This window comes from Kitasatospora sp. NPDC049285, from assembly GCF_040678815.1.
Classification (GTDB): Bacteria; Actinomycetota; Actinomycetes; order Streptomycetales; family Streptomycetaceae; genus Kitasatospora.
Genome location: NZ_JBFAQR010000062.1, coordinates 1 through 26,649, shown reverse-complemented (window position 1 = coordinate 26,649; position 26,649 = coordinate 1). Strand labels below are relative to the sequence as shown.

At 72.4% G+C, this 26,649-nt stretch carries 22 protein-coding genes; 15 read left to right on the top strand and 7 right to left on the bottom strand.

The window, feature by feature from the left end:
- The first annotated feature begins 265 nt into the window (after positions 1-265).
- The 3 genes from AB0K51_RS28875 (at position 266) to AB0K51_RS28865 (ending at position 4,203) form a co-directional block, all read left to right on the top strand.
- Positions 266-1,192, top strand: coding sequence for an FCD domain-containing protein (locus AB0K51_RS28875; RefSeq protein ID WP_363460136.1), 927 nt, complete (start codon positions 266-268; stop codon positions 1,190-1,192).
- Between the two features lie 347 nt (positions 1,193-1,539).
- Positions 1,540-3,168 carry an RNA polymerase sigma factor gene (locus AB0K51_RS28870; RefSeq protein ID WP_363460134.1) on the top strand — a complete coding sequence of 543 codons (1,629 nt, stop codon included), beginning with the start codon at positions 1,540-1,542 and terminating at the stop codon, positions 3,166-3,168.
- 183 nt (positions 3,169-3,351) lie between these two features.
- Positions 3,352-4,203: a serine protease gene (locus AB0K51_RS28865; protein WP_363460132.1), complete on the top strand. Its 852-nt coding sequence runs from the start codon at positions 3,352-3,354 to the stop codon at positions 4,201-4,203.
- Between the two features lie 89 nt (positions 4,204-4,292).
- Here AB0K51_RS28865 and AB0K51_RS28860 read toward each other — a convergent pair whose 3' ends face one another.
- The gene (locus AB0K51_RS28860) at positions 4,293-4,523 is read right to left on the bottom strand and encodes a hypothetical protein (protein WP_363460131.1); all 231 of its coding nucleotides are present in this window, start codon (positions 4,521-4,523) and stop codon (positions 4,293-4,295) included.
- A gap of 470 nt (positions 4,524-4,993) precedes the next feature.
- Between AB0K51_RS28860 and AB0K51_RS28855 the strand changes: the two genes are divergently transcribed.
- The 6 genes from AB0K51_RS28855 (at position 4,994) to AB0K51_RS28830 (ending at position 11,787) form a co-directional block, all read left to right on the top strand.
- Positions 4,994-7,105: a DNA topoisomerase IV subunit B gene (locus AB0K51_RS28855; protein ID WP_363460129.1), complete on the top strand. Its 2,112-nt coding sequence runs from the start codon at positions 4,994-4,996 to the stop codon at positions 7,103-7,105.
- 139 nt (positions 7,106-7,244) lie between these two features.
- Positions 7,245-7,724 (top strand): DUF1453 domain-containing protein, encoded by a 480-nt coding sequence (locus tag AB0K51_RS28850; RefSeq protein ID WP_363460127.1) that lies wholly within the window; start codon positions 7,245-7,247, stop codon positions 7,722-7,724.
- A gap of 76 nt (positions 7,725-7,800) precedes the next feature.
- Positions 7,801-8,961 carry a histidine kinase gene (locus tag AB0K51_RS28845; protein ID WP_363460125.1) on the top strand — a complete coding sequence of 387 codons (1,161 nt, stop codon included), beginning with the start codon at positions 7,801-7,803 and terminating at the stop codon, positions 8,959-8,961.
- The gene (locus AB0K51_RS28840; RefSeq protein WP_363460123.1) at positions 8,958-9,656 is read left to right on the top strand and encodes a response regulator transcription factor; all 699 of its coding nucleotides are present in this window, start codon (positions 8,958-8,960) and stop codon (positions 9,654-9,656) included. Before AB0K51_RS28845 ends, AB0K51_RS28840 begins: the two co-directional genes overlap by 4 nt.
- Positions 9,657-9,823: 167 nt before the next feature.
- Positions 9,824-10,186: a DUF485 domain-containing protein gene (locus AB0K51_RS28835; RefSeq protein ID WP_363460121.1), complete on the top strand. Its 363-nt coding sequence runs from the start codon at positions 9,824-9,826 to the stop codon at positions 10,184-10,186.
- Positions 10,183-11,787 (top strand): cation acetate symporter, encoded by a 1,605-nt coding sequence (locus AB0K51_RS28830; protein WP_363460119.1) that lies wholly within the window; start codon positions 10,183-10,185, stop codon positions 11,785-11,787. Before AB0K51_RS28835 ends, AB0K51_RS28830 begins: the two co-directional genes overlap by 4 nt.
- 55 nt (positions 11,788-11,842) lie before the next feature.
- Here AB0K51_RS28830 and AB0K51_RS28825 read toward each other — a convergent pair whose 3' ends face one another.
- The 3 genes from AB0K51_RS28825 to AB0K51_RS28815 form a co-directional block, all read right to left on the bottom strand.
- Positions 11,843-12,886 (bottom strand): ABC transporter substrate-binding protein, encoded by a 1,044-nt coding sequence (locus tag AB0K51_RS28825; RefSeq protein ID WP_363460117.1) that lies wholly within the window; start codon positions 12,884-12,886, stop codon positions 11,843-11,845.
- 69 nt (positions 12,887-12,955) lie between these two features.
- Positions 12,956-13,822 carry an ABC transporter permease gene (locus AB0K51_RS28820; RefSeq protein ID WP_363460115.1) on the bottom strand — a complete coding sequence of 289 codons (867 nt, stop codon included), beginning with the start codon at positions 13,820-13,822 and terminating at the stop codon, positions 12,956-12,958.
- Positions 13,823-13,860: 38 nt separating this feature from the next.
- The gene (locus AB0K51_RS28815) at positions 13,861-14,697 is read right to left on the bottom strand and encodes an ABC transporter ATP-binding protein (protein ID WP_363460113.1); all 837 of its coding nucleotides are present in this window, start codon (positions 14,695-14,697) and stop codon (positions 13,861-13,863) included.
- Between the two features lie 250 nt (positions 14,698-14,947).
- On the opposite strand from AB0K51_RS28815, the gene AB0K51_RS28810 reads away from it, so the two are divergent.
- Both AB0K51_RS28810 and AB0K51_RS28805 read left to right on the top strand, forming a co-directional pair.
- The gene (locus tag AB0K51_RS28810; RefSeq protein WP_363460111.1) at positions 14,948-16,594 is read left to right on the top strand and encodes a sensor histidine kinase; all 1,647 of its coding nucleotides are present in this window, start codon (positions 14,948-14,950) and stop codon (positions 16,592-16,594) included.
- The gene (locus tag AB0K51_RS28805) at positions 16,591-17,283 is read left to right on the top strand and encodes a response regulator (protein ID WP_363460109.1); all 693 of its coding nucleotides are present in this window, start codon (positions 16,591-16,593) and stop codon (positions 17,281-17,283) included. The genes AB0K51_RS28810 and AB0K51_RS28805 overlap by 4 nt, the downstream gene beginning before the upstream one ends.
- A gap of 15 nt (positions 17,284-17,298) precedes the next feature.
- Here the strand turns inward: AB0K51_RS28805 and AB0K51_RS28800 are convergent, their stop codons facing one another.
- A complete protein-coding gene (locus AB0K51_RS28800; RefSeq protein ID WP_363460107.1) occupies positions 17,299-18,201 on the bottom strand; it encodes a sucrase ferredoxin in 903 nt (300 codons plus the stop codon).
- Between the two features lie 65 nt (positions 18,202-18,266).
- Positions 18,267-18,866: a TetR/AcrR family transcriptional regulator gene (locus AB0K51_RS28795; RefSeq protein ID WP_363460105.1), complete on the bottom strand. Its 600-nt coding sequence runs from the start codon at positions 18,864-18,866 to the stop codon at positions 18,267-18,269.
- A 90-nt stretch (positions 18,867-18,956) separates the two neighbouring features.
- Here AB0K51_RS28795 and AB0K51_RS28790 point away from each other — a divergent pair, with 90 nt between their 5' ends.
- On the top strand, positions 18,957-19,772 hold the full coding sequence (locus tag AB0K51_RS28790) for an MBL fold metallo-hydrolase (RefSeq protein ID WP_363460104.1): 816 nt from the start codon (positions 18,957-18,959) through the stop codon (positions 19,770-19,772).
- A gap of 105 nt (positions 19,773-19,877) precedes the next feature.
- Here the strand turns inward: AB0K51_RS28790 and AB0K51_RS28785 are convergent, their stop codons facing one another.
- Positions 19,878-22,325 carry a DNA topoisomerase IV subunit A gene (locus tag AB0K51_RS28785; protein WP_363460102.1) on the bottom strand — a complete coding sequence of 816 codons (2,448 nt, stop codon included), beginning with the start codon at positions 22,323-22,325 and terminating at the stop codon, positions 19,878-19,880.
- Positions 22,326-22,549: 224 nt separating this feature from the next.
- Here AB0K51_RS28785 and AB0K51_RS28780 point away from each other — a divergent pair, with 224 nt between their 5' ends.
- From AB0K51_RS28780 to AB0K51_RS28770, 3 genes are all read left to right on the top strand, one after another.
- Entirely contained in the window at positions 22,550-23,881 is a 1,332-nt protein-coding gene (locus AB0K51_RS28780) for a pitrilysin family protein (protein WP_363460100.1), read from the top strand.
- 14 nt (positions 23,882-23,895) lie between these two features.
- Positions 23,896-25,263 (top strand): pitrilysin family protein, encoded by a 1,368-nt coding sequence (locus tag AB0K51_RS28775; protein ID WP_363460158.1) that lies wholly within the window; start codon positions 23,896-23,898, stop codon positions 25,261-25,263.
- Positions 25,264-25,599: 336 nt separating this feature from the next.
- A partial coding sequence (locus AB0K51_RS28770) for an RtcB family protein (protein ID WP_363460098.1) occupies positions 25,600-26,649 on the top strand: 1,050 nt, incomplete at its 3' end.

The following is a 26,649-nucleotide window of genomic DNA, read 5'->3' as shown; positions in this document are numbered from 1 at the left end:
TCCCGCCGCTCGCTCCCTCCTCAGCCGCTCCACCGCCCGCTCCCTGCCTCGGCAAAGCCCCTGGCACACCGGCGACCTCACCCCGGTCAAAGTCCCCTGGTGACGATGTGACAGTTGTGACCAATGAGCTGGATGAGACGGATGGGGCGGAAAAACCGGTAGCGATGAGCGGTGATGAGCAGAGGGCTGCGTCCGCTGTGACCGTTATGCGCATTTCTGGCTGATAAGAAGTCAATTATCCAGACACGGCCGATCACCCTTTCGTGTGCTTTTCAGGAGAATCCTCAAGGCGGCTCCGCCGATCGCCGACAAAGGAGGCGTGAGTACCCTTGCGCACCCCACCGTGACCGCCGCTCGCCAGGCCGAGTCGATCTCCGCCTCCGAGCTGGACCGTTTCCCGTACGCCGATCGCCCGGCACCGCCGGCCCCCCGCTGGGAGGGGGCGGAGAGCGAGCTCTCCCGGGTCGGTCGGAAGACCACCAGCAGCCGCGGCCGCGGCCTGCACGGCCAGCTGGTTCAGCAGCTCGGCCAGATGATCGTCTCCGGTGACCTGGGCGCCGACCGCCCGCTGGTGCCGGAGGAGATCGGCCAGCGCTTCGAGGTCTCCCGCACCGTGGTGCGCGAGTCGCTGCGGGTGCTGGAGGCGAAGGGCCTGGTCTCGGCCCGGCCGAACGTCGGCACCCGGGTCCGCCCGGTGAGCGACTGGAACCTGCTGGACCCCGACATCATCGAGTGGCGCGCCTTCGGCCCGCAGCGCGACGAGCAGCGCCGTGAACTCTTCGAACTGCGCTGGGCGATCGAGCCGCTGGCCGCCCGGCTGGCCGCGGGCCACGGCCGGGAGGACGTCCAGCACCGCCTGGTCGAGCTGACCGAGATCATGGGCCACGCGGGCAGCCAGGGTGACCTGGTCAGCTACGCGCGGGCGGACGCCGAGCTGCACGGCCTCGTGCTGCAGATGGCCGGGAACCGGATGCTGGAGCACCTGTCGGGGATCGTCACCGGCGCGCTGCAGGTCTCCGGCGGCTCCGGCGCCACCTGCGAGCGCCCGTCGGAGTCGGCGGTCAGCCTGCACGCCCGGCTGGTGGACGCCCTCGGCACCGGGGACGGCACCGCCGCCGAGGCGGCGGTCCGCGCGCTGCTCACCGTCCACCCGGACATCGAGCACGCGGTCCCGGCCCCCCGCGAGCACTGACCCGCCCGCGCCCCGCACGAACGCCGGTCCGATGGATATGGCCCTTCAGCTGCCGTCACCCGCAGCCGGGGGGCCATCGGCGCACCGACACCGGGAGGGGATAGGCCGCTCGGGGCAGCTGCCCCGGCCTCTCCGGGCGGTGTGACGGGCGCCACGACGGGCATGCGTAACACTTGAGGGGCGGCAGCGATGTGTACGGAGCGGAAGCAGCTCCGGAATACCACCACATGCCACAATGCTGTGTTGGTCTGCGGCGCTGCTGCCGTCCTGCAGACCCAGTCCCCGTCCATTCACCCGGTTCCTCGGGTGGTCGGGTCCGGGTTCGTGTCCACTCATCGTCCGAGAGGTTGTTCGTGTCGGCCAGCACATCCCGTTCGCTTCCCCCCGAGATTGCCGAGTCCGCGGCACTGCTGGCGCTCATCGAGCGGGGCAAGGCCCAGGGGCAGATCGCCGGTGACGACGTGCGCCACGCGTTCGAGGCGGACCAGATCCCGGTCACCAAGTGGAAGAACGTCATGCGCAGCCTCAACCAGGTGCTGATTGAGGAGGGGGTGGAGCTGATGGTCAGCGCGGCCGAACCGGCCGGCGCCAAGCGCAAGAGCGTCGCGGCCAAGAGCACCACCAAGCGCACCGCGACCAAGGCGGTCACCACGCGTACGCCGGTCGCCCAGACCAAGCCCCCGGTGCGGATCGCCCCCGCGGCGACCCCGGCCCCGGTGGTCGCGGCCGCGGTGACCACCGCCGAGGTGACGGTCGTGGAGACCATCGAGATCACCGAGGCGAAGGCGGCGGTCGCCAAGAAGGCCGCCCCCGCCAAGAAGGCGGTGGCCAAGAAGGCCGCCGCTCCCGCCAAGAAGGCCGTCGCCGCGAAGAAGACCGCCGCGACCGCCGCCAAGCCGGGCGGCAAGGCCGGCGAGGAGGAGGTCTCCGAGGAGGAGCTCCTCGAGGACGTGGCGCTCCCCGGTGACGTCAAGGAGGGCGAGCCCGAGGAGGACTCGGACCAGGGCTTCGTGCTCTCCGACGACGACGAGGACGACGCCCCGGCTCAGCAGGTCGCGGTCGCCGGCGCCACCGCCGACCCGGTCAAGGACTACCTGAAGCAGATCGGCAAGGTCCCGCTGCTCAACGCCGAGCAGGAGGTCGAGCTCGCGAAGCGGATCGAGGCCGGCCTGTTCGCCGAGGACAAGCTGAGCCAGGCCGACAAGCTCGCCCCCAAGCTCAAGCGCGAGCTGGAGATCATCGCCGAGGACGGCCGCCGCGCCAAGAACCACCTGCTGGAGGCCAACCTCCGCCTGGTGGTCTCGCTGGCCAAGCGCTACACCGGCCGCGGCATGCTCTTCCTGGACCTGATCCAGGAGGGCAACCTGGGTCTGATCCGTGCGGTCGAGAAGTTCGACTACACCAAGGGCTACAAGTTCTCGACCTACGCGACCTGGTGGATCCGGCAGGCGATCACCCGCGCCATGGCCGACCAGGCCCGCACCATCCGCATCCCGGTGCACATGGTCGAGGTCATCAACAAGCTCGCACGCGTGCAGCGCCAGATGCTCCAGGACCTGGGCCGCGAGCCCACCCCGGAGGAGCTGGCCAAGGAACTCGACATGACCCCCGAGAAGGTCATCGAGGTCCAGAAGTACGGCCGCGAGCCGATCTCGCTGCACACCCCGCTCGGCGAGGACGGCGACAGCGAGTTCGGTGACCTGATCGAGGACTCCGAGGCGGTCGTCCCGGCCGACGCGGTCTCCTTCACGCTGCTCCAGGAGCAGCTGCACTCGGTGCTGGACACCCTCTCCGAGCGCGAGGCCGGCGTGGTCTCGATGCGCTTCGGCCTGACGGACGGTCAGCCGAAGACCCTGGACGAGATCGGCAAGGTCTACGGCGTGACGCGTGAGCGCATCCGCCAGATCGAGTCCAAGACCATGTCGAAGCTGCGCCACCCGTCGCGGTCCCAGGTGCTGCGCGACTACCTGGACTGACCTCTCGTCACCCGGACGGGCCCCTTCGCCGACGGCGGAGGGGCCCGTTCGCGTGTGCGGGAGTCGCTCGTTGGGGTGGCGGGGTGCCGGAGATCAGGCACGCGGGGTGAGCGGCTGACTACGCTGGGCCGGTTGTCGCACCGCCGGCACACCTGACCAGCACGTCGAACCCCTGGAGATCCGGTGCCCATCCTGGACACGTTCGCGCCCCGGCTGCGCCGCCGCGCGGTCGCGCTCGTCGCCCTGGCCGCCCTGCCGTGCCCGCTGCTCGCCCTGGGCGCCGCGGCGCCGGCCGCCGCGCAGCGCCGGATCGTCGGCGGTTCAAACGCGAGCACCGGTGATCACCCGTGGATGGTGGCGCTCTCCAGCCGGCAGCAGTTCGGCTCGGCGCGGTCCGGGCAGTTCTGCGGCGGGGCGCTGGTCACCCCGACCAAGGTGGTCACCGCGGCGCACTGCTTCTACGACGAGTCGACGGCCCGCCCCACCGAGCGTCCCGGGCTGCGGGCGATCGTCGGGCGGGACGACCTGCGCGGCACCGCGGGCCGGGAGGTCGTGGTGCGCGGGGTGTGGATCGACCCGGGGTACAGCTTCACCGCCAACACCCGGGACGTGGCGGTGCTCACCTTGGCCGAGCCGTTGGACGGGCGGCCGACGCTGGAGCTGGTCGGCCCGGGGGAGAGCGAGCCGTACGCGGCGGGCACCCCGGCGACGGTGTTCGGCTGGGGCGACACCCGGGGCAACGGCAGTTACGCGAACAGCCTGCGCCAGGTGACGGTGCCGATCATCGCGGACGGCGCGTGCGGGCACGCGTACCCGGGCGGTTCGGACAGCGCCTACGACGCGCGGACCATGGTCTGCGCGGGCGAGGAACAGGGCGGCCGGGACGCGTGCCAGGGCGACAGCGGCGGTCCGCTGGTGGTGGCCGGCCGGTTGGCCGGGCTGGTGTCGTGGGGTGCGGGCTGCGCGGAGGCCGGCCATCCCGGGGTGTACACCCGGATCTCCGCGGTGGCGGAGGCGGTGCACTCGGTGTTGTGAGCCCGCGGTGAGAAATGCCACGGCCGGGCGACCCGCCCCGAGGGGAGGGTCGCCCGGCCGTCAGGCAGCTCGGCGGACGAGCGGGTTGGTCAGCGCTCGCCGTCCTCGGCGACGGCCGACGTACCGGAGAGGCGGTTGCTCTCGTCGTGTATCTCCACGGCGATCTTCTTGAGCTCGGGCTCGAACTTGCGCCCGTGGTGGGCGCAGAAGAGCAGTTCTCCGCCGCTGGAAAGGACGACGCGCAGGTAGGCCTGGGCGCCGCAACGGTCGCAGCGGTCAGCCGCGGTCAGCGGGCTCGCAGGGGTCAGAACAGTAGTCACGTCGCCTCTTCTCTAGCTCGACGAGCTGTGTACCAGGATCAACATCCAACCAGGTCGAATTCGTTCCCGCTCGTGGCTTTTCTCTTTGAGGATTCTTCTGTGTGTGTTGATGAGGACGTGCCCCGGGCAACGGTGGTTCATGCGTACCGATTCCCATGAGCCGTCCCTCACCTCGAACGCCCGATCGGGCCGGGGTGCGAGGTCCGCGTAGCATAATCCTCCGCTGGGTTGGAGCATAAGCCCCGTCCCGAACCCCGTTTGCCCGCATCACAGCAGCTCCGCCGCCCTGCCCGGCGGCCGCGATCCGCCAGGACCCGTGGTGTCGGCAGGAGATGGCAGGCTGTGGCTCGCGTCCGCGGCGCCGGTCGTGTTCGCGCAGCGCGTACAAAGCGCGCGGACCTCGGCAGCCTCGGTCTCAGTTGCTGAGAGCATGCGGGGGTGTCCGTCAACGTCATGGAGGAGTGCAGAGCGTGAGTGGAGAAAAGACCGTGCCGTCCTCTCTGGTGACCGGCGAGGGCGGTTCCGACTACACCGCGCGGCATCTGCTCGTCCTGGAGGGGCTGGAGGCGGTCCGGAAGCGCCCGGGCATGTACATCGGTTCGACGGACAGTCGCGGCCTGATGCACTGCCTCTGGGAGATCATCGACAACGCGGTGGACGAGGCGCTCGGCGGGCACTGCGACCGGATCGAGGTGCAGCTGTACCCGGACGGTTCGGTGGAGGTCCGGGACAACGGGCGCGGCATCCCGGTGGACGTGGAGCCGAAGACCGGGCTGTCCGGCGTCGAGGTGGTGATGACCAAGCTGCACGCGGGCGGCAAGTTCGGCGGCGGCTCGTACGCGGCCTCCGGCGGTCTGCACGGCGTCGGCGCCTCGGTGGTGAACGCGCTGTCCGCGCGGCTGGACGTCGAGGTGGACCGCGGCGGGACCACGCACGCGATCAGCTTCCGGCGCGGTACCCCCGGCATCTTCACCGAACTCAGCCCGGACGCGCCGTTCGAGGCCGGCAGCGGGCTGACCAAGAAGGGCAAGGCCGCGCGCGGGAAGACCGGCACCCGGATCCGGTACTGGGCGGACCGGCAGATCTTCCTGAAGGACGCCCGGCTCTCGCTGGAGTCGCTGCACAGCCGGGCCCGGCAGACCGCCTTCCTGGTGCCCGGCCTGACCATCGTGGTCCGTGACGAGCGCCTCACCGAGAGTGAGCAGGTCCAGGAGGACACCTTCCGCTTCGACGGCGGCATCAGCGAGTTCTGCGAGTTCCTCGCCCCGGACAAGCCGGTCTGCGACGTGCTGCGGCTGCGCGGCGAGGGCACCTTCAAGGAGACCGTGCCGGTGCTCGACGAGCTCGGGCACATGACCCCCACCGAGGTCACCCGCGAACTCGGGGTGGACATCGCGATGCGCTGGGGCGCCGGTTACGACACCACGCTGCGCTCCTTCGTCAACATCATCGCCACGCCCAAGGGCGGCACCCACGTCACCGGTTTCGAGCGGCAGCTCGCCAAGACCGTCAACGAGACGCTGCGGTCGGCCAAGCTGCTGCGGGTCGCCGAGGACGACGTCACCAAGGACGACGCGCTGGAGGGCCTGACCGCGGTGGTCACCGTCCGGCTCGCCGAGCCGCAGTTCGAGGGGCAGACCAAGGAGGTGCTCGGCACCTCGGCCGCCAACCGGATCGTCGCGGCCGTGCTGGCGCGGGAGTTGAAGAACTTCCTGACCTCCGCCAAGAAGGACGAGAAGCTGCAGGCCCGCGCGGTGCTGGAGAAGGTGGTCGCGGCCGCCCGGACCCGGGTCGCCGCCCGGCAGCACAAGGAGGCGCAGCGCCGGAAGACCGCGCTGGAGACCAGTTCGCTGCCGGCCAAGCTGGCCGACTGCCGCAGCGACGACGTCGACCGCAGCGAACTCTTCATCGTCGAGGGCGACTCGGCGCTCGGCACCGCCAAGCTGGCCCGCAACTCCGAGTTCCAGGCGCTGCTGCCGATCCGCGGCAAGATCCTGAACGTGCAGAAGGCCTCGGTGAGCGACATGCTCAAGAACGCCGAGTGCGCGTCGATCATCCAGGTGATAGGAGCGGGCTCCGGCCGGACCTTCGACATCGACCAGGCGCGCTACGGCAAGGTCATCTTCATGGCCGACGCCGACGTCGACGGCTCGCACATCCGGACCCTGCTGCTGACGCTGTTCCACCGCTACATGCGGCCGATGGTCGAGCAGGGCCGGGTGTTCGCCGCGGTGCCGCCGCTGCACCGGATCGAGCTGACCAACCCCAAGCGCGGGCAGGAGAAGTACCACTACACCTACTCGGACTCCGAACTGCGGCGCACGCTGCTGGAGTTCCAGGGCAAGGGGCTGCGCTGGAAGGACCCGATCCAGCGCTACAAGGGCCTCGGTGAGATGGACGCCGACCAGCTGGCGGAGACCACCATGGACCCGCGGTTCCGGATCCTGCGCCGGATCAACCTGGGCGACCTGGAGTCCGCGGAGAAGACCTTCGACCTGCTGATGGGCAACGACGTGGCACCGCGCCGGGAGTTCATCGTCGACTCGGCGGCCACCCTGGACCGGTCCCGGATCGACGCCTGACGAAGGCCGCACGACGAAGGGCTCTCCACCCACGGGTGGAGAGCCCTTCGTCGTGCGGATCAACCCTCGCTCCGAGGATCGGGAGGCGTGCGCTCCGTAGTTTTGGAGGCGTCGAGGAAACCCCGTCCTGGAGGCTCAGATGACCGCCCTGTCCAACGTGCTGATCGCCGTCGCCGTGATCGTCCTGGTGGTGGGCCGGCAGCTGCGGGCCCGCCGGCTGGACACCGAGCGCCGGTTCTGGCTGCTGCCGCTGATCCTGGCCGCCGTCGCGCTGCGCGACCCGGTGCTGATCGACCCCGACCACCGCACCGCCGCTGCCCTGATCGTGGGCGGCTCGCTGGCGACCACCCTGGCGATGGGCTGCGCCTGGGGCTGGACCATGCGGATCTGGCGCGACCGGGACGGTGCGCTGTGGACGCAGGGCAGCACTGCCACGGTGTTCGCCTGGGTGGGTGCGATCGTGATCCGGATCGGCTGGTACGGCCTGGGCACCGCGCTCCACGTCCACCAGTCCACCAGCGTGCTGATGCTCTCGCTGGCCGGGCTGCTGCTGGTCCGGTCCGTGGTGGTGTCCTGGCGCGCCGGGCGGCTGGACGGCAAGCACACGCTGGCCGCCTGACGGAGCGTCGGATCCACCGCGCCGCCGGTCCCGTCACGGGGCCGGCGGCGACCGCAGTTGAGAGAGGATCAGCCGAGTGAGCAGCTTGGAGCGTTGGACCCGATGGCCCGCGGCGGACGTCCCGATCCGGGAGCGGTTCTCCCGGGCCCGGATGCTGCTGGCGGTCGGCGGGCGGACCGCGGCGCTGGTCGCGGTGGTCCTCGGGACCTTCTCCGAGCACCGGTTCACCGGCTGGCGGGTGCTGCCGCCGCTCGGCTGGATCCTCGCCGCGGTCGGGCTGGCCGTCGGCTGGCACCTGGCCTGCCGCCACCGCCGGCTGTGGACGGTGCTCGGCTGCTCGGCCGGGCTGCTGGTGGTCGCCGGGCTGGCCTCCGAGGGCGGGGCGCACACCCTGGCCGGGATCATCTGGTGCGGCCTGGCGGTGCTGGCGGTGATCCGGCTGCCGCTGGCCGCCGGGCTGGCCGTCGCCGGCGGGGCGCTGGCCTGTTACGGCCTCGGTTCGGGCGACTCGATGCTGGTGGTGCTGGCGGTGGCCGGCGGGCTCGGGCTGCTCGGCTACCTGCTGCGGCTGGACGGCCAGGCCCGCTCGGTGCAGCGCGCGCTGCTGGCGCAGGAGCGGGCCGCGCAGGCCGCGCAGGCGGAGTCCGCGGCGCTGGCCGAACGGGCCCGGATCGCCCGGGAGATCCACGACGTGCTGGCGCACAGCCTCTCCGCGCAGCTGGTGCACCTGGAGGCGGCCCGGCTGATGCTGGACGCCGGCGCGGACCGGGCGGAGGTCCGCGAACGGGTGGTGGCGGCGCGGCGGATGGCGCAGGACGGGCTGGCCGAGACCCGGCAGGCGCTGTCCGCGCTGCGCGGCGAACTCGCCCCGGTGGCCGAGTTCGTGGCCCAGCTGGCCGCGGAGTCGGGTGCCGAGCTGGCCGTCCTCGGGGTGCCCCGGCCGCTGCCGGCCGAGGCCGGGCTGGCGGTGCGGCGCACCGCGCAGGAGGCGCTGACCAACGTCCGCAAGCACGCCCCCGGCGGCCGGGTCGCGCTCCGACTCGCCTACCGGGAAGGCGCGGTGGAGCTGGAGGTGCGCAACTCCGGTGCCCCGCGCGGCGGGGATCCCGCGCTCGCGGACAGCGGCAGCGGGTACGGTCTGCTCGGGATGCGCGAACGCGCGGAACTGCTCGGCGGCGAACTGCTGGCGGGCCCCGAGGAGGGAGGGTGGCGCGTGCTGCTGCGGGTGCCGGCATGACGGCGGATCGGATCCGGGTGGTGGTCGCCGACGACCAGACCGTGGTGCGGGAGGGCATCGTGATGCTGCTCGGCCTGCTGCCGGGGATCGAGGTGGTCGGCTCGGCCGCGGACGGCGAGGAGGCGGTCGCGCTGGTCGCCGAACGGGCCCCGGACGTGGTGCTGATGGACCTGCGGATGCCGCGCTGCGACGGGGTGGAGGCGACCCGCCGGATCCGCGCGGAGCACCCCGGCACCGAGGTGGTGGTGCTCACCACCTACGCCGACGACGACTCGCTGTTCTCCGCGCTGCAGGCCGGGGCGCGGGGATTCCTCACCAAGGACGCCGGCGCGGACGAGATCGCCCGCGCGGTGGCGGACGTCCGCTCCGGTGCGGCCGGGCTGTCCCCGCAGGTCCAACGGCGGCTGCTGGAACGGCTTTCGGGCTCCCCGGCCGCCGCGGCCGCGTCCGGCGAGGCGGCGCCGCCGAAGCCGGTCGGACGTCCGGCGCTGCCGGACGGTCTGACCCAGCGGGAGGCGGAGGTACTGGCGTTGATCGCGGCCGGGCTGTCCAACGCGGAGATCGCCGAACGGCTCTTCGTCAGTCCCGCGACGGTGAAAACGCACATCAACAACCTGTTCGCCAAAACCGCGGTGCGTGATCGCGCGCAGGCCGTGGCCTACGCGTTCCGGCACGGGATTTCCGACGGTTCGTGAATTGACGGATCCATAGCTGGTTCGAGTGAACGTATGTGTGTGGATTTCGTGGTGCGGTTTGTGACGCTCCATCATGGTTCGGTCGGAGTGACCGAAATGATGGAGTCTGGTCAGTGGCACAGCAGGAGAGATTCGACTGGTGGGCCGTTGCGGCCACCCGACCGCGGGTGGCCGCTCAACGCCGCACCGCGGAGCCGGCGGTGCCGGTGGAGCGGCCCGGGCGCGAGGTGTACCGGAGCGTCCAGCGCAGTGACGCGTTCCAGGACATCCGGCAGGGCTACCGCTCGTTCGTGTTCCCGGCCAGCGCCGGGTTCCTGAGCTGGTACCTGCTGTTCGTGGTGGCCCAGGCGTTCGCGCCGGAGCTGATGCGCCGACAGGTCGCCGGACCGATGAACGTGGCCTGGCTGCTGGGTCTGGGGCAGTTCGTCTCCACGTTCCTGCTCACCTGGCTCTACGCCCGCAACGCCCGGACGAAGCGCGACCGGGCCGCGCTGGAACTGCGCTGGGACACCCAGGACCAGCTGCGGTGAACGCGCACCCTCACCACGGCCTCGCGGTGGCGCTCTTCGCCGTCGTCGTGGCGGTCACCCTGACCATCACGATCTGGGTCGGCCGCCGCGGCCACGCCGCCGAGGACTTCTACGCCGGCGGCCGCGACTTCTCGCCGCTGCAGAACGGATTCGCCCTCTCCGGCGACTACCTGTCGGCCGCGTCCTTCCTCGGCGTCACCGGACTGATCGCGCTGTACGGCTACGACGGCGTGCTCTACAGCATCGGCTTCCTGGTCGCCTGGCTGGTGGTGCTGATGCTGGTCTCCGAACTGGTCCGCAACGCCGGCCGGTACACCCTGGCGGACGTGCTGGCGCTGCGGATGCGGCAGCGCCCGGTGCGCGCGGCGGTGGGACTGGCGTCCATGGTGGTCACGCTGATGTACCTGATCGCGCAGATGGTCGGCGCGGGCAGTCTGGTCGCCCTGCTGCTGGGCACCGACAGCGGGGCCGCCAAGGGCTGGACCATCGTCGCGGTCGGCGGCCTGATGATCGTCTACGTGACGGTCGGCGGGATGCGCGCCACCACCTGGATCCAGATCGTCAAGGCCTTCCTGCTGGTGGCGGGTTCGGTGCTGCTGACGGTGCTGGTGCTGGCCCGCTTCCACGGCGACGTGGGCGCGCTGATGAACGCCGCCGCGCAGCACAGCGGGGTCGGCCGGAAGTACCTGGAGCCCGGTCTGAAGTACGGGGCGAGCACCACCAGCCGGCTGGACTTCGTCAGCCTGGGCCTGGCGCTGGTGCTGGGCACCGCGGGCCTGCCGCACATCCTCAGCCGGTTCTACACGGTGCCCACCGCGCGGGCCGCCCGGCGCTCCACGATGTGGGCGATCGGCCTGATCGGCTGCTTCTACCTGATGGCGATCGTGCTGGGCCTGGGGGCCGGCGCGCTGGTCGGCGCGAAGGCGGTCAAGGCGGCCAACCCGGCCGGCAACACGGCGGTTCCGCTGCTCGCGCTGGACCTCGGCGGCGGTGCGGACTCGACCGCGGGCGTGCTGCTCTTCGCGGTGATCTCGGCGATCGCCTTCGCCACCATCCTCGCCGTGGTGGCCGGGCTGACGCTGGCCTCCTCGGCCGCCTTCGCCCACGACCTGTACGCGCGGGCCTGGCGCAAGCCCTCCGAGCGGCAGGTCTCCGAGCGCGAGGAGGTGATCGCGGCCCGGGTCTCCGCGGTGGTGATCGGCGCGCTCGCGGTGGTGCTCAGCCTGTTCGCGCAGAAGCTGAACGTGGCCTTCCTGGTCGGCCTGGCCTTCGCGGTGGCCGCCTCGGCCAACCTGCCGACCCTGCTGTACAGCCTGTTCTGGCGCCGTTTCACCACCCGCGGCGCGGTCTGGGCGGTCTACGGCGGGCTGGTCCCGGCGGTGGTGCTGGTGCTGTTCTCGCCGGTGGTCTCCGGTGGCCGGAACGCGGTCTTCCCCGGCCTGGACTTCCACTGGTTCCCGCTGGAGAACCCCGGCCTGGTCTCCATCCCTCTGGGCTTCCTGGCCGGCTGGCTGGGCACCGTCCTGGACCGGGAGGACGCGGACGAGGACGGCTACGCGGAGCTGGAGGTCCGCTCGCTGACCGGCGCGGGCGCGGCCTGACGGCGCGTCGGGAACAGGCCGGAGCCCCGCACCTGGCGTGCGGGGCTCCGGTGCGTCACTTCGCCTTCTGGACGTACTCGTTGGTGAAGGTCCTGCTGACGTCCACGGTGTGGCCCTTGACCGTCGGGTCGAAGGCGGACAGCACACCGAGCACCGTCTGCGGGCCGTCGGCGGGCATCAGGCCGTCCGGCGAGTAGATGCCCTTCTCGTTCTCCAGGGCCTTGGTGTACACGTCCTTGCCGACCGCGGAGTAGTAGTCGGCGGGCATCTTGTCGGTGATCTCCGCCGCGCTGTGCGTGTTGATCCACTTCAGCGTCTGGACGAAGGCGTTGACCAGCTTCTGCACCACCTCGGGGTTCTTCTTCACGTAGTCGGCGGTGAGGTAGATGCAGGACGCCGGGTAGGTGCCGCCGAGCGCGGCCTTGGCGCCCTCGACGGTGCGCATGTCGATCAGCGGCTGGGCCAGGCCCTTCTGCTGCAGCATCGAGATGGTCGGCTCGGTGGTCATGCCGGCGTCGATCTGCTTGTTCTGCATGGCCGCGACGAAGGTCGAGCCCGCGCCGACGGCGACCGAGGTGGTCTCGCCCGGCTTCAGTCCGTTCTTCTCCGCCAGGTACTGGGTGAGGAAGTTGGTGGAGGAGCCCAGGCCGGTGACGCCGAGCTTGCGGCCCTTGAAGTCGGCGGGCGACTTGACGCTGTCCGCGAGGTCGGTGCGGAGCATCTCCACCTCGCCCGGCGCCTGCAGCAGCTGCACGACCGAGACGGTCTCCTTGCCCTTGGACTGCAGGTCGATGTTGTGGTCGTAGAAGCCGCCGACCGCGTCCACCTGCCCGGCCAGCATGGCGTCCTCCGCGCCGACGCCGGCGGGCTCGTTGGACAGTTCCACGTTGAGGCCCTGGGCCTTGAAGTAGCCGAGCTGCTCGGTCAGCTTGATCGGGAGGTAGATCTGCTTGTCCAGGCCGCCGACCATGATCTTCACGGTGGCCTCGCCCGCCGCGTTGGTGGCGGCCTTCTTCGCGCCGCCACCGCCGCAGGCGGTGAGCGAGAACGACAGGACGGCGCAGGCGGAGACGGCGAGGACGGTTCTGCCCAGCTTCATTGCTGGCTCCTTCGGGTGGGGGTGGGGGAGTCCTACGGGGGTGGTGCGGGGTGGGGGAATGACGGGGGGTCAGAGTGCGGAGTCGGCGGAGAGCTGGGTGGGGCGCCAGCGCAGCACCCGCTTCTCGAACCGGGTCACCAGGAATTCGGCGAGCAGCGCCAGCACGGCGATCACCAGCGTTCCGGCGTACACGCCGTCGGCGTTGAAGTTGCCCTGGGCGGTGGCGATCAGCTGGCCCAGGCCCGCCTGGGCGCCGAGCATCTCGCCGACGATCGCGCCGATCAGTGCGAAGCCGAACGCGGCGTGCAGCGAGGCGATGATCCAGGTCATCGCGGAGGGCAGCACCACCTGGCGGGTCACCTGCCACTGCGAGGCGCCCAGGATCCGGGCGTTGGCGATCAGGTTGCGGTCCACCTCGCGGGTGCCCTGGAAGGCGTTGAAGAAGACCGAGAAGAAGACCAGCACCACGGCCAGCGCGACCTTGCCGCTCGGGCCGAGGCCGAACCAGATGATGAACATCGAGCCGAGCACGATCCGCGGGATCGAGTTGGCGGCCTTGATGAACGGCGCCGCCACCTCCGCCAGCAGGTGCACCCGGCCGAGCGCCACGCCGCAGACCACGCCCGCGGCGGTGCCGATCAGGAAGCCGAGCACGGTCTCCTGCATGGTCACGCCGATGTTCGACCAGATCGAGCCGAGCGCGGTGCCCTCGGTGAACCAGGTGTGCAGCTGCTCCCACACCCCGGACGGCGAACCGTAGGTGAAGGTGTCCAGCCAGCCCTGGTCCGCGCCGAGCTGCCAGCCGCCCAGCACCACCGCCACCAGGGCGACCTGGGCGAGCAGCACGAGCAGCCGGCGGCGGCGCAGCCGCGTCCTGGCCGAACGCAGCAGTTCGGACTCGGAGACCGACGGGGTGTCGGCGGTGGCGGTGGTCATGGTCTCGCTCCTGAGGGGGGCCGGGTGCAGGGCGGTCATCACGCGGCTCCGATCGCTTCGGTGCCGGTGGTGCGGGCGTACGCGAGCTGCACCTCGTCGCGCAGGCTGGCCCAGATCTGCTCGTACAGCTCGATGAAGCGCGGGTGGAAGCGGATCTCCTGGACCTTGCGGGGGCGGGGCAGGTCGATGGTGAAGACGTCCTTGACGGTGGCCGGGCCGACCGTGAGCACCACGACCTTGTCGGCCAGCGCGATGGCCTCCTCCAGGTCGTGGGTGACGAAGACCACCGCGGGGCGGGTGAGTTCCCACAGCGCCAGCAGCTCGTCCTGGACGATCTTGCGGGTCTCCACGTCCAGCGCCGAGAACGGCTCGTCCATCAGCAGGATCTCGGGCTCGTTGATCAGCGTCTGGGCCAGCGCCACCCGCTTGCGCATGCCACCGGAGAGCTGGTGCGGCAGGCGGTCCTCGAAGCCGGACAGGCCGACCCGGCGCAGCCAGTCGCGGGCCTTGGCCAGCGCCTCCTGCTTGGGCACGCCGCGGAACAGCGGCCCGGCGGCCACGTTGTCCAGGACCGGCTTCCACGGGAACACCGCGTCGGCCTGGAACATGAAGCCCACCCGCGGGTCGATGCCGTCCACCGGCGCGCCGTGGATCAGGGTCTGCCCCTCGCTGGCCGGCTCCAGCCCGGACACCAGCGACAGGGTGGTCGACTTGCCGCAGCCGGTCGGCCCGACCACCGCGCAGAACTCGCCCGGGGCGACCGTCAGGTCGAGGCCCCGCATCGCGGTGTACACCCCGCCGGACGGGGTGCGGAACCGCTTGGTCGCCGCCCGCAGCTCGATCGCGGGCACCGCACCTCGGTCTGTCTCGTTCACTGTCTGCACCACCTTGTGCTCCGGTCCTGCGCCCGGTCCGAGGAGAGGGGACCGGGCGGTGAGCAGAAGGTAGGGCGGCGCCTGCAACGGGCGGCAGTCTTGCGGTCATTGCGGAGGTTCATCGCGTTGCGGCGGGTTCTGCTCGTTCTGCGCACCGCCCCGGGACTGGGAAAACCGCCCGCGACCAGGCACACTCACCTGGCAGCAGACACGCGCGAAGGGGGGCGCACGCCGTACGGAGGTGGGCCCGATGGCTCGACGCACCGGCCAGGGCCGGAAACTCTGGACCCGCATCCTGGCCGGGCAGCTCGCCATCCTGGCCGTCACCAGCGGGGTCGGCTTCGTGCTGCTCGGCTACGCGCAGCGCGCCCAGCTCGACCGCGAGTACCAGCAGCGCGCCCTCGCGATCGCCCGCACCACCGCCGCCGACCCGCAGATCCGCACCGCGATGGAGTACGGCGTCGGTGACGACCTGATCCAGTCGGTGGCGGGCCGGATCGAACGGGAGACCGAGGCCAGCTACGTGGTGGTGATCGGCCTGGACCGGGTCCGGCACTCGCACCCGATGCCCGACCTGGTCGGCCGTCAGGTCGACGAGCCGCTGACCGTGCTGGACGGCGGCTACAGCACCGGCATCGACAACGGCGCGACCGGCCGCTCCGCCAACGCCAAGGCCCCGCTGCGCGGCCCCAGTGGGACCATCGTCGGCGAGGTCTCGGTCGGCATCGCGGAGAAGGACGTCCTCGGCCGGCTGCGCCGCGAACTCGCCACCATCGCGGTGTACGCCGCGCTCGCGCTCGCCGTCGGCGCCGGCGCCTCGTACCTGCTGGCCCGCCGCCTCAAGCGCACCACCTTCGGCCTGGAGCCCGCCGAGATCGCCGGCCTGCTGCAGGACCGCGAGGCGATGCTGCACGGCATCAAGGAGGGCGTCCTGGCCTTCGACCCGCAGGGCCGGGTCACCGTGGTCAACGACGAGGCCCGCCGGCTGCTCGGACTCGGCACCGCCCTCGGCTCCCCGCTCGACGAGCTGCTGCCCGACGGGCGGCTGCGCCGCGCGCTGGACGGCACCCTCGCCGGGGTCGACCTCACCGTCCTCACCGACAGCCACTGCCTGGCCGTCAACCGGATGCCCGTGGTGCTCCAGGGCCGCGCGCTCGGGGCCGTGGTCACCGTCCGGGACCGCACCGAACTGGTCGGCCTGCTCCGCGAGTTGGACTCCGTCCGGGGGCTGACCGACGCGCTCCGGGCGCAGCAGCACGAGTTCGCCAACCGGCTGCACACGCTGGCCGGACTGCTCGAACTCGGCGATCACCGGGCCGCGCTGGAGTACGCCGTGGAACTCGGGCAGGCCGCCGCCGCGCAGGCCGAGGCGGTCCGGGAGCGGATCGGCAACCCGCTGATGGCCGGGCTGGTGGTGGCGAAGTCCGCGGTCGCCGCCGAGCGCGGCGTGCGGCTGGAGCTGACCGAGGACTCCCGGCTCGGCGAGCAGCCCGGCCACCTGCGGCGGCTGCTCACCATCGCCGGGAACCTGCTGGACAACGCCGTCGAAGCGGCCGGCGGCGGCGGCAGCGTGCGACTCACCCTGGTGGAGGGCGAGCAGGAGGTCCTGCTGCGGGTCGCGGACTCGGGCCCCGGCGTCCCGGCCGGCTCCGCCGAGGCGATCTTCGAGGACGGCTGGTCGACCAGCCCCGACCGGGGCACCGCCCGGCGCGGTCTCGGTCTGGCCCTGGTGCACCGGTTGGTCCAGCGGCACGGCGGCACCATCACGGTCAGCGAGGGCCCCGGCGCGGTCTTCACCGTCCGGCTGCCGCTGCCCGACGAGGACCCGGCGCCGCTCGGCGCCGTCTTCACCGTCGCCCCGGCCCTGGACGAACGCGAGTGGGAGGTGGCGCGGTGATCCGGACCCTGGTGGTGGACGACGACTTCCGGGTGAGCGCGATCCACGCCGCGTACGTCGGCCGGGTCGAGGGCTTCGAGACGGTCGGCCAGGCCGGCTCGGTGGCGGCCGCGGCCGAGGCGGTCCGCGAGCTGCGCCCCGACCTGCTGCTGCTGGACGTCTACCTGCCCGACGGCAGCGGCCTGGACCTGCTGCGCCTGCTGGTCGCCGAGCAGCCGCGGGACGCCGCGCGACCGGACGCGCTGATGATCACCGCGGCCAACGACGTCGCCTCGGTCCGGGCGGCGATGCAACTCGGCGCCACCGGCTACCTGGTGAAGCCGTTCGGGTTCGCCGCGCTGGCGGACCGGCTCGGGGCCTACCGCGAACTGCGCGACCGGGTGGCCGCGTTGGACCCCGCCGCGGAGGCCGGCCAGGCGGAGGTCGACGCCCTGTTCAGCGCGGCCCGGCCCAGCGCCGTCCCGGCCCTCCCGGCGAAGGGCCACTCCGCGCCGACGCTCTCCCTGGTGCTCGCCGCCATGCGCGGCGCCCGCGCCGACCTGTCGGCCGCCCAGGTCGCCGAGCAGACCGGCGTCTCCCGGGCCACCGCCCAGCGCTACCTCTCCTACCTGGTCCGCGAGGGCCTGGCCCGCCTGGAGCTGCGCTACGGCACGACGGGAAGGCCGGAGCACCGGTACCGGGCGAGCTGACGCCGGGAAGCGCGCTCAGCGCACCTGACGCAGGCTCAGGACGTCCATGCGGGACGGGGTGCCCGGGGACTTGCCGCAGCTCTCCGGGCGGGGCGGCCGGCTCGCGGATTCGCCGACCGTGGCGTTCCAGCTGCGGCCGTCGGTGTGGTGGACCTCCACGGACCACCCGTCGCCGGTCGCCTGCTGGCGCAGCGTCAGGGCGTCGACCGCCGTCTCGCCGGTCAGTTCGCGCACCGCGTGCTCCGCGGCCTGCGCGGGGCGGGGCCAGTAGGAGCGGCCGCGCGCGTGCTCCAGGGCGGTGTGCCCGGCGGCGGTGGCGGCGAGCACCTCCTTGGCGGACTCCGGGGTCAGCCGGCCGTAGGCGTACCCGTACGGGAGGACCAGCATGGTGGGGGAGAAGCGGTGGCCGCCGAGGTGGGTGACCTCCCAGACCTCGCTGTGCGCGGCGGCGGCGAGGTCGGCGGCGAGCGGCCGGCCGAGCAGGGCGCAGCAGCGGTCGCGGCGACCGTTGGTGCACACCAGGGCGATCGGGCCGCCGACGTGGTCCGTGCCGAAGCCGCCGTGCTCGCCCGCGCCGAGGGCGGCGAAGTCCAGGTCGAGCAGTGGGTCGGGCGCGTCGAGCCGGGTGCGGCGCACCCAGGAGCGGCCGGGTGCGGTGTGGGCGATCAGCACTTCGTGGCCGGCGGCGGTGTCGGTGTCCGCGTGGCGGCCGGGGCGGCGGATCAGTGCGATCCGCACGCCGCTGCCCTCGGCGGCCCGGTCGAGGGCGGCGCCCAGCTCGGGGTCGAGGTGACTGCCGGTCAGGGCCTGCGCGCCCCAGGGGCCGGGCTGTTCGAGCAGCAGCCAGGTGGTGGCGGTCGCGGCGGTGGCGCTCAGCGGCTCGGTCAGCTCGGCCGACAGCGCGGTACAGGTGCTCACCCGCCCACCCTATGTCCCGGCGGGCCGGCGGCCCTCCCGGCCGGATGCCGGACGCCCGCCGGCCGTCAGTCGTGGCCGAGCAGGCGGCGGACGGCGCGGGTCGCCCGGGCGGTGGCCTGCGGGTCGTGCCAGAGCTGGAGGCCCTGGTCGGCGGCGAGGGCGGCGCCGCGCAGTTCGAAGACCAGCTGGGGCAGGTCGCTGTCGGCGGGCAACTCGCCTGCGGCGAGGGCGGCTTCGAGCTCGCCGAGGACGAAGCCGTCCCAGCGGGCGAACGCCTCGCGGACCCGGTCGCGGACGGCGCCCGGTCGGCCGTCGAACTCGGCGGCCACCGCGGCGAGGAAGCAGCCGCCGTGCCCGTCGGCGGCCATCCAGTCGAACCACGCCCGGTGGGCCCGGACGAGCCGGCCGACTCCGGGGCGGGCACCGGCCAGCGGGGCCAGCACCTCCCTCCGGAACCGGTCGACCGCTTCGTCCAGCACGGCCAGGTGGAGCTCCTCCTTGCTGCCGAACGGGCCCACCACGCCCGCCTTGCTCATGCCGAGGTCCTCGGCGAGCACCCCGATCGTGACGCCCTCCAGCCCGGTGGCCAGGGCCAGGGCGAGGGTGCGGTCGACGATCCGGGCGCGGGTGGCGGCGGCTTCGGCGGCGGACTTGCGCGGGCTCATGGACCGAGCATAACCTGACGACCGTTCGCTAATAACGATCGGTCGTTCGCTATTCCTGGCGGGCGGCCGGCCACGTCCGAAGGAGGACGGATGCGGATCCACCACCTCAACTGCGGTTCGCTGCGCACCATCGAGCACCGGGGCGAGCAGCGCCCCGCGGTCTGCCACTGCCTGCTGCTGGAGACCGACCGGGACGGCCTGGTGCTGGTCGACACCGGACTCGGCACCGCCGACGTCGCCACGCCCGACCGCACCCTCGGCCCCGAGTTCCAGGGCCGCGCCCAGCCCGTCCTCGACCTCGCCGAGACCGCGTTGCACCAGGTCAGGGCCGCCGGCCACGACCCGCGCGACGTCCGGCACATCCTGCTCACCCACCTCGACCTCGACCACGCGGGCGGCCTGCCGGACTTCCCGGACGCCAAGGTCCACGTCCTGGAGGCCGAGCAGCGCGCCGCGCTCGGCGCCCTCGGGTCGCACCCCGAGGAGCGGATCCGCTACCGGCCCGCGCACTGGGCGCACCGCCCCGACTGGGCGGTCCACCGGGTGGCCGAGGGCGAGCCCTGGTTCGGCTTCGACGCGGTGCGCCCGCTGCCCGGCCTCGCGGCGGAGCTGGCCCTGGTCCCGCTCGGCGGGCACAGCGCCGGGCACGCCGCCGTCGCGGTCCGGGACGGCGCGCGCTGGCTGCTGCACTGCGGCGACGCCTACTACTTCCACCGCGAGATCGACCCGGACCACCCGCACGGCCACCCCGGCATGGACGTGCTCCAGCGACTCACCGAGGTCGACCGCCCGCTGCGCCTGGGCAACCACGCCCGCCTGCGCGAACTCGTCCGCGACCACGGCGACGAGGTGCTGCCGTTCAGCGCCCACGACCCCTGGGAGTTCGCCCGCCTGGCGGGGGAGTAGCCCGCAGCGCACGGCGGCGGCGGGGACGCGAAACGGCGGGGGCACTCGAAGGAGTGCCCCCGCCGTCCGGGTGACGAGGCGTCACCGTGGTGACGGAGCGTCAGTTCACATCCGGCCGCCCACCGCGGCGATCGGGGTGGTGACCGGGGTGCCCGAGCCGTCGCGGCGCGGATCGCGCTCGGGCAGGGTGACCGGCTGGCCGGTCGCGCTCGCGCCGAGGGCGGGGACGGGGCCCGCCCAGGCGAAGGCCAGGCCGTCCTCGCCGCGCAGGAAGCGCTGGACCCGCACGCCGCCGGTGGCCCGGCCCTTGCGCGGGTACTGGTCGAACGGGGTGAGCTTCCAGCTGGTCTGCTCCTCGCCGTTCAGCGTGCCGGAGGCGGCGGCCACCGAGAGCACCACCGCGTCGTCGGCCGGGTCGACCGCGGTGAACGAGAGCACCCGGGCGCCGTCCGCGAGCTTGATGCCCGCCATGCCGCCGGCCGGGCGGCCCTGCGGCCGGACCTGGCCCGCCGGGTAGCGCAGCAACTGCGCGTCGGAGGTCAGGAAGACCAGGTCCTCCTCGCCGGTGCGCAGCTCGACCGCGCCGACCACGGTGTCGCCGTCCTTGAGCGCGATCACCTCGAACTCGTCCTTGTTGGCGGGCCATTCCGGCACCACCCGCTTGACGACGCCCTGCACCGTGCCGAGCGCCAGGCCCGGCGAGGACTCGTCGAGCGTGGTCAGCGCCAGCGCCCGCTCGTCCTCGTCCAGCCGGAGGAACTCGGAGACCGTGGCGCCGCCCGCGAGCGCCGCCGAACCGGGCGGCAGCGCGGGCAGGTCGATCACCGGCATCCGCAGCACCCGGCCCGCCGAGGTGACCACGCCGATGTCGCCGCGCGCGGTGGCGGGCACCGCCGAGACCACCGCGTCGTGCTTGCCGCGGGTCACCTCTCCGGTCAGCGGCTCCAGGTCGAAGGTGCGGGCCAGCAGCCCGGTGGAGGAGAGCATCACCCGGCACGGGTCGTCCGCGACCTCCAGCGGCACCGCCAGCGCGGCGGCCGGCGCGGCGCCCGCCTCCAGCAGCACGGTGCGCCGCGCGGTGCCGAACTGCTTGGACACGGCGGCCAGTTCGGCGGAGACCACGGAGCGCAGCTTGGTGTCCGAGTCGAGGATCTCGGTCAGCTCGGCGATCTCGGTGAGCAGCTTGGCCTGCTCGGCCTCCAGCTCCACCCGGTCGAAGCGGGTGAGGCGGCGCAGCGGGGTGTCCAGGATGTACGCGGTCTGCGTCTCGGAGATCCCGAACCGCTCCATCAGGCGGTCCTTGGCCTGGCCGGCGTCGTCGCTGCTGCGGATGAGCGCGATCACCTCGTCGATGTCGACCAGCGCGATCAGCAGGCCCTCGACCAGGTGCAGGCGGTCCTGGCGCTTGCGGCGGCGGAAGTCGCTGCGCCGCTTGACCACCGTGAACCGGTGGTCGACGTAGACCTCCAGCAGCTCCTTCAGACCCAGCGTCAGCGGCTGGCCGTCCACCAGCGCCACGTTGTTGATGCCGAAGGTCTCCTCCATCGGCGTCAGCTTGTAGAGCTGCTCCAGCAGCGCCTCCGGCACGAAGCCGTTCTTCACCTCGATGACCAGCCGCAGGCCGTGCTCGCGGTCGGTGAGGTCCTTGACGTCGGCGATGCCCTGCAGCTTCTTCGCGTTGACCAGGTCCTTGATCTTCGCGATCACCTTCTCCGGACCGACCGTGTACGGCAGTTCGGTGACCACGATGCCCTTGCGGCGGGCCGTCACGTCCTCGATCGAGGTGGTGGCGCGGATCTTGAAGGTGCCGCGGCCGGACTCGTACGCGTCGCGGATGCCGGACAGGCCGACGATCCGGCCGCCGGTGGGCAGGTCCGGACCCGGGACGAACCGCATCAGGGTGTCCAGGTCAGCCGTCGGGTGCTTGATCAGGTGCCGGGCGGCGGCCACCACCTCGGTCAGGTTGTGCGGCGGCATGTTGGTGGCCATGCCGACCGCGATCCCGGTCGCGCCGTTGACCAGCAGGTTCGGGAAGGCCGAGGGGAGCACCTGCGGCTCCTGCTCGGAGCCGTCGTAGTTCGGGCTGAAGTCGACGGTGTCCTCGTGGATCGACTCCACCAGCGACATCGAGGCCGCGGTCAGCCGCGACTCGGTGTAGCGCATCGCGGCCGGCGGGTCGTCGTTGCCCAGCGAGCCGAAGTTCCCGTGACCGTCGATCAGCGGCAGCCGCATCGAGAACGGCTGCGCCATGCGCACCACCGCGTCGTAGATCGACGCGTCGCCGTGCGGGTGCAGACGGCCCATCACCTCGCCGACCAGGCGCGCGCACTTGACGTGGCCGCGCTCCGGCCGCAGCCCCATCTCGTTGGCCTGGTACAGGATCCGGCGGTGCACCGGCTTCAGGCCGTCGCGGGCGTCGGGCAGCGCCCGGGAGTAGATCACCGAGTACGCGTACTCGAGGAACGAGCCCTGCATCTCGTCCACGACATCGACGTCGAGGATGCGCTCCTCGAAGTCACCGGGCGGCGGGGTGGGCGAGTTGCGGCGGGCCATCGCTGCGGTGCTCCTTGCGGTACGTATGTGGGCTGACGCGGGCGTGAACGCCCCCATTGTGGACCCTCGGGCCGACACCCCCCGCCACCCGGGCCGCTTCCGCCCCTGGCGAACGCGTCCCGTGCGCGGACACCTCACGGCGGGCCGGGGCGTTGCACCACAATGGGGACGCCAGACTCCCCCGGCCCGGACACCCCGGAACCCGACGACGGGAAGGACCCCGCATGGCCAACCCCGCCCCCTCGAGCGGCCTCGCCATCACCGAACACCGCCTGGCCAACGGCCTGCGCGTGGTGCTCTCCGAGGACCACCTGACCCCGGTCACCGCGGTCTGCCTCTGGTACGACGTGGGATCCCGGCACGAGGTCAAGGGGCGTACCGGCCTCGCCCACCTCTTCGAGCACCTGATGTTCCAGGGCTCGGCGAACGTGTCCAACAACGGCCACTTCGAACTGGTCCAGGGTGCGGGCGGCTCGCTCAACGGCACCACCAGCTTCGAGCGCACCAACTACTTCGAGACCATGCCGGCCCACCAACTGGAGCTCGCGCTCTGGCTGGAGGCCGACCGGATGGGCTCGCTGCTGGCCGCCCTGGACGACACGTCCATGGAGAACCAGCGCGACGTGGTGAAGAACGAGCGCCGCCAGCGCTACGACAACGTGCCCTACGGCACCGCGTTCGAGAAGCTCACCGCGCTGTCCTTCCCGGACGGCCACCCCTACCACCACACCCCGATCGGCTCGATGGCCGACCTGGACGCCGCCACCCTGGAGGACGCCCGGGCGTTCTTCCGGACGTACTACGCGCCCAACAACGCGGTGCTGGCGATCGTCGGCGACCTCGACCCCGAGCAGACCATCGCCTGGGTGGAGAAGTACTTCGGCACCATCCCCGCGCACGACGGCAAGCAGCCGCCGCGCGACGGCTCCCTGCCCGACACCATCGGCCGGGAGGTCCGCGAACTGGTCGAGGAGGACGTCCCCTCGCGCGCCCTGATGGCCGCCTACCGGCTGCCGCACGACGGCACCCGCGAGGCCGACGCGGCCGACCTGGCGCTCACCATCCTCGGCAGCGGCGAGTCCAGCCGGCTCTACAACCGCCTGGTGCGTCGCGACCGCACCGCCGTCGCGGCCGGCTTCGGCCTGCTCCGGCTGGCCGGCGCCCCCTCGCTCGGCTGGCTCGACGTCAAGGCCGGCGCCGGAGCCACCGTCGAGCAGATCGAGACCGCCGTCGACGAGGAGCTCGCCCGGTTCGCCGCCGAGGGCCCCACCGCGGAGGAACTCGAGCGCGCCCAGGCGCAGATCGAGCGCGAGTGGCTGGACCGGCTCACCACAGTGGCCGGCCGCGCCGACGAACTCTGCCGCTACGCCGTGCTGTTCGGCGACCCGGCGCTGGTCAACAGCGCACTGCCGAAGGTGCTGGACGTCACCGCCGACGAGGTCAAGGCGGTGGCCGCCGCCCGGCTGCGCCCCGACAACCGGGCCGTGCTGGTGTACGAGCCGACCACCGACGAGAACGACGACCAGGACGAGCAGGACGAGGAGGCGGCGGCGTGAGCGACACCCCCGTGATGGAGTTCCACCCCCAGCCGCAGCCCGGCACCCCCACCCCGTGGGCGTTCCCGGCGCCCGAACGGCTGACCCTGGCCAACGGCATGACGGTGCTTCACTGCCACCGTCCCGGCCAGCAGCTGGTCGCCGTCGACGTGGTGCTGGACGCCCCGCTGGCCGCCGAGCCCGACGGCCTGGACGGCGTCGCGTCGATCCTCGCCCGGGCGCTCAACGAGGGCACCGACACCCTCACCGCCGAGGAGTTCGCCGGTGAACTGGAGCGGGCCGGCGCCACCCTGGACTCGCACGCCGACCACCCCGGCATCCGGGTCTCGCTGGAGGTCCCGGCCTCCCGCCTGGAGCGCGGCCTGACCCTGCTCGGCGACGCGCTGCGGGTCCCGGCGCTGCCCGAGGAGGAGATCGAGCGGCTGGTCGCCAACCGCCTCGACGAGATCGTCCACGAGCAGGCCAACCCGGCCCGGCGCGCCGCCAAGGCGCTCTCCGCCACCCTGTTCCCGGCCGCCGACCGGCTCTCCCGGCCCCGGGCCGGCTCCACCGAGACGGTCAAGAAGATCGACCGGGCCGCCGTCAAGGCGTTCTACGACACCCACCTGCGGCCCGCCACCGGCACCGCCGTGGTGGTCGGCGACCTCACCGGAGTCGACCTGGCCGCGCTGCTGGAGTCCACCCTCGGCCGCTGGACCGGCGAGGCCGCCGAGCCCTCCGCGCACGCCCCGGTCACCGCCGACGACGCCGGCCGCGTGGTCATCGTCGACCGGCCCGGCTCGGTGCAGACCCAGCTGCTGATCGGCCGGATCGGCCCCGACCGGCACGACCCGCTCTGGGCCGCGCAGATCCTCGGCACCTACTGCCTGGGCGGCACCCTCACCTCCCGGCTGGACCGGGTGCTGCGCGAGGAGAAGGGCTACACCTACGGCGTGCGGGCCTTCGCCCAGCCGCTGCGCTCGGTCGCCGACGGCTCCGGCCGGGCCATGCTGGCGATCAGCGGCTCGGTCGACACCGCCTCCACCGCGCCCGCGCTGGAGGACACCTGGAAGATCCTGCGCACGCTGGCCGCCGAGGGGCTGACCGACTCCGAGCGCGAGGAGGCCGTCCAGTTCCTGGTCGGCGTCGCCCCGCTCAAGTACGAGACGGCCGGCTCGGTAGCCGCCACCCTGGCCGACCAGGTCGAGCAGTTCCTGCCGACCGACTACCAGGCCGAGTTCTACCGGCAGCTCGCCGAACTCGACACCGAGGCCGCCACCCAGGCCGTGGTCGCCGCCTTCCCGCCGGACCGGCTGGTCACCGTGCTGGTCGGCGACGCCTCGGTGATCGCCGAGCCGGTCAAGGCGCTCAACATCGGCGACGTCACCGTCATCGCCAACTGACCCACCCTGACGGGGGCCTGACGGAGCGTCCGCTCCGCCGGGCCCCCGGCTCGTTTAATGGCTTGTGCGGCTCCACCGGGCCATGGGTAGATATCCCCCGACAGCGCGAGAGACGCGCGGTCCCACGCACGCGAGAGGAGGCGGTCACCATGCGGGTCGAGCAACGACGACGCTCCCCGAGACTGCCCCTGCGCTGTGCTTATACCGCCTGAGCAGTCCTCGCCCGGCGCTGTCCTTCCGCACGGCCGTCCCGCCGTGCCCCCGCGCTTCCCCGCCGCCGCACCGGGCGTCCTCGTGCGGCACCATGAACTTAGCGACCCAGGAGGTCGATCACCCATGTCGTACACCGAGGTTCCCGGCGCCCGCGTACCCATCCGGATGTGGACCGACCCGGCCACCGTCGAGGGCCAGGCCATGCAGCAGCTGCGCAACATCAGCACGCTGCCCTGGCTGCACGGCCTCGCCGTGATGCCGGACGTCCACCTCGGAAAGGGCGCCACCGTCGGCTCCGTCATCGCCATGAAGGGCGCGGTCTGCCCGGCCGCGGTCGGCGTCGACATCGGCTGCGGGATGACCGCGGTCAAGTCCTCGCTCACCGCCAAGGACCTGCCGGACGACCTGTCCCACCTGCGCCACCGGATCGAGCGGGCCATCCCGGTCGGCCGCGGGCTGCACTCCGACCCGGTCGACCCGCTCCGCCTGCACGGCTACGGCACCGCCGGCTGGGCCGACTTCTGGCAGCGCTTCGACGGGATCGCCCCCGAGGTCCGCTGGCGGCGCGAGCGGGCCGCCCAGCAGATGGCGACGCTCGGCTCCGGCAACCACTTCATCGAGCTCTGCCTGGACGACGACGGCGCGGTCTGGCTGATGCTGCACTCCGGTTCGCGCAACATCGGCAAGGAGCTCGCCGAGCACCACATGTCGATCGCCCAGTCCCTCCCGCACAACCAGGGCCTGATCGACCGGGACCTCGCGGTCTTCATCGCGGACACCCCGCAGATGGCCGCCTACCGGTCGGACCTGTTCTGGGCGCAGGAGTACGCCAAGCACAACCGGGCGCTGATGATGGCCCTCTTCCAGGACGCGGTCCGCCGCGAACTGCCCAAGGCCAAGGCCACCTTCGGCGAGATGATCTCCTGCCACCACAACTACGTGGCCGAGGAGCGCTACGACGGCGTCGACCTGCTCGTCACCCGCAAGGGCGCGATCCGGGCCGGCTCCGGCGAGTACGGCATCATCCCCGGTTCGATGGGCACCGGCTCGTACATCGTGAAGGGCCTCGGAAACGCGGCCTCCTTCAACTCCGCCTCGCACGGCGCCGGCCGGAAGATGAGCCGGACCGCCGCCAAGAAGCGGTTCACCACCAAGGACCTGGTCGAGCAGACC

Excerpts from the sequence above, each read along its gene's own strand:
- AB0K51_RS28850 (WP_363460127.1), top strand. The coding sequence starts at position 7,245 with ATGACCGCCCTGTCCAACGTGCTGATCGCCGTCGCCGTGATCGTCCTG.
- AB0K51_RS28840 (WP_363460123.1), top strand. The coding sequence starts at position 8,958 with ATGACGGCGGATCGGATCCGGGTGGTGGTCGCCGACGACCAGACCGTG.
- AB0K51_RS28825 (WP_363460117.1), bottom strand. The coding sequence starts at position 12,886 with ATGAAGCTGGGCAGAACCGTCCTCGCCGTCTCCGCCTGCGCCGTCCTG.
- AB0K51_RS28820 (WP_363460115.1), bottom strand. The coding sequence starts at position 13,822 with ATGACCACCGCCACCGCCGACACCCCGTCGGTCTCCGAGTCCGAACTG.
- AB0K51_RS28810 (WP_363460111.1), top strand. The coding sequence starts at position 14,948 with ATGGCTCGACGCACCGGCCAGGGCCGGAAACTCTGGACCCGCATCCTG.
- AB0K51_RS28795 (WP_363460105.1), bottom strand. The coding sequence starts at position 18,866 with ATGAGCCCGCGCAAGTCCGCCGCCGAAGCCGCCGCCACCCGCGCCCGG.
- AB0K51_RS28790 (WP_363460104.1), top strand. The coding sequence starts at position 18,957 with ATGCGGATCCACCACCTCAACTGCGGTTCGCTGCGCACCATCGAGCAC.
- AB0K51_RS28785 (WP_363460102.1), bottom strand. The coding sequence starts at position 22,325 with ATGGCCCGCCGCAACTCGCCCACCCCGCCGCCCGGTGACTTCGAGGAG.
- AB0K51_RS28780 (WP_363460100.1), top strand. The coding sequence starts at position 22,550 with ATGGCCAACCCCGCCCCCTCGAGCGGCCTCGCCATCACCGAACACCGC.
- AB0K51_RS28775 (WP_363460158.1), top strand. The coding sequence starts at position 23,896 with ATGGAGTTCCACCCCCAGCCGCAGCCCGGCACCCCCACCCCGTGGGCG.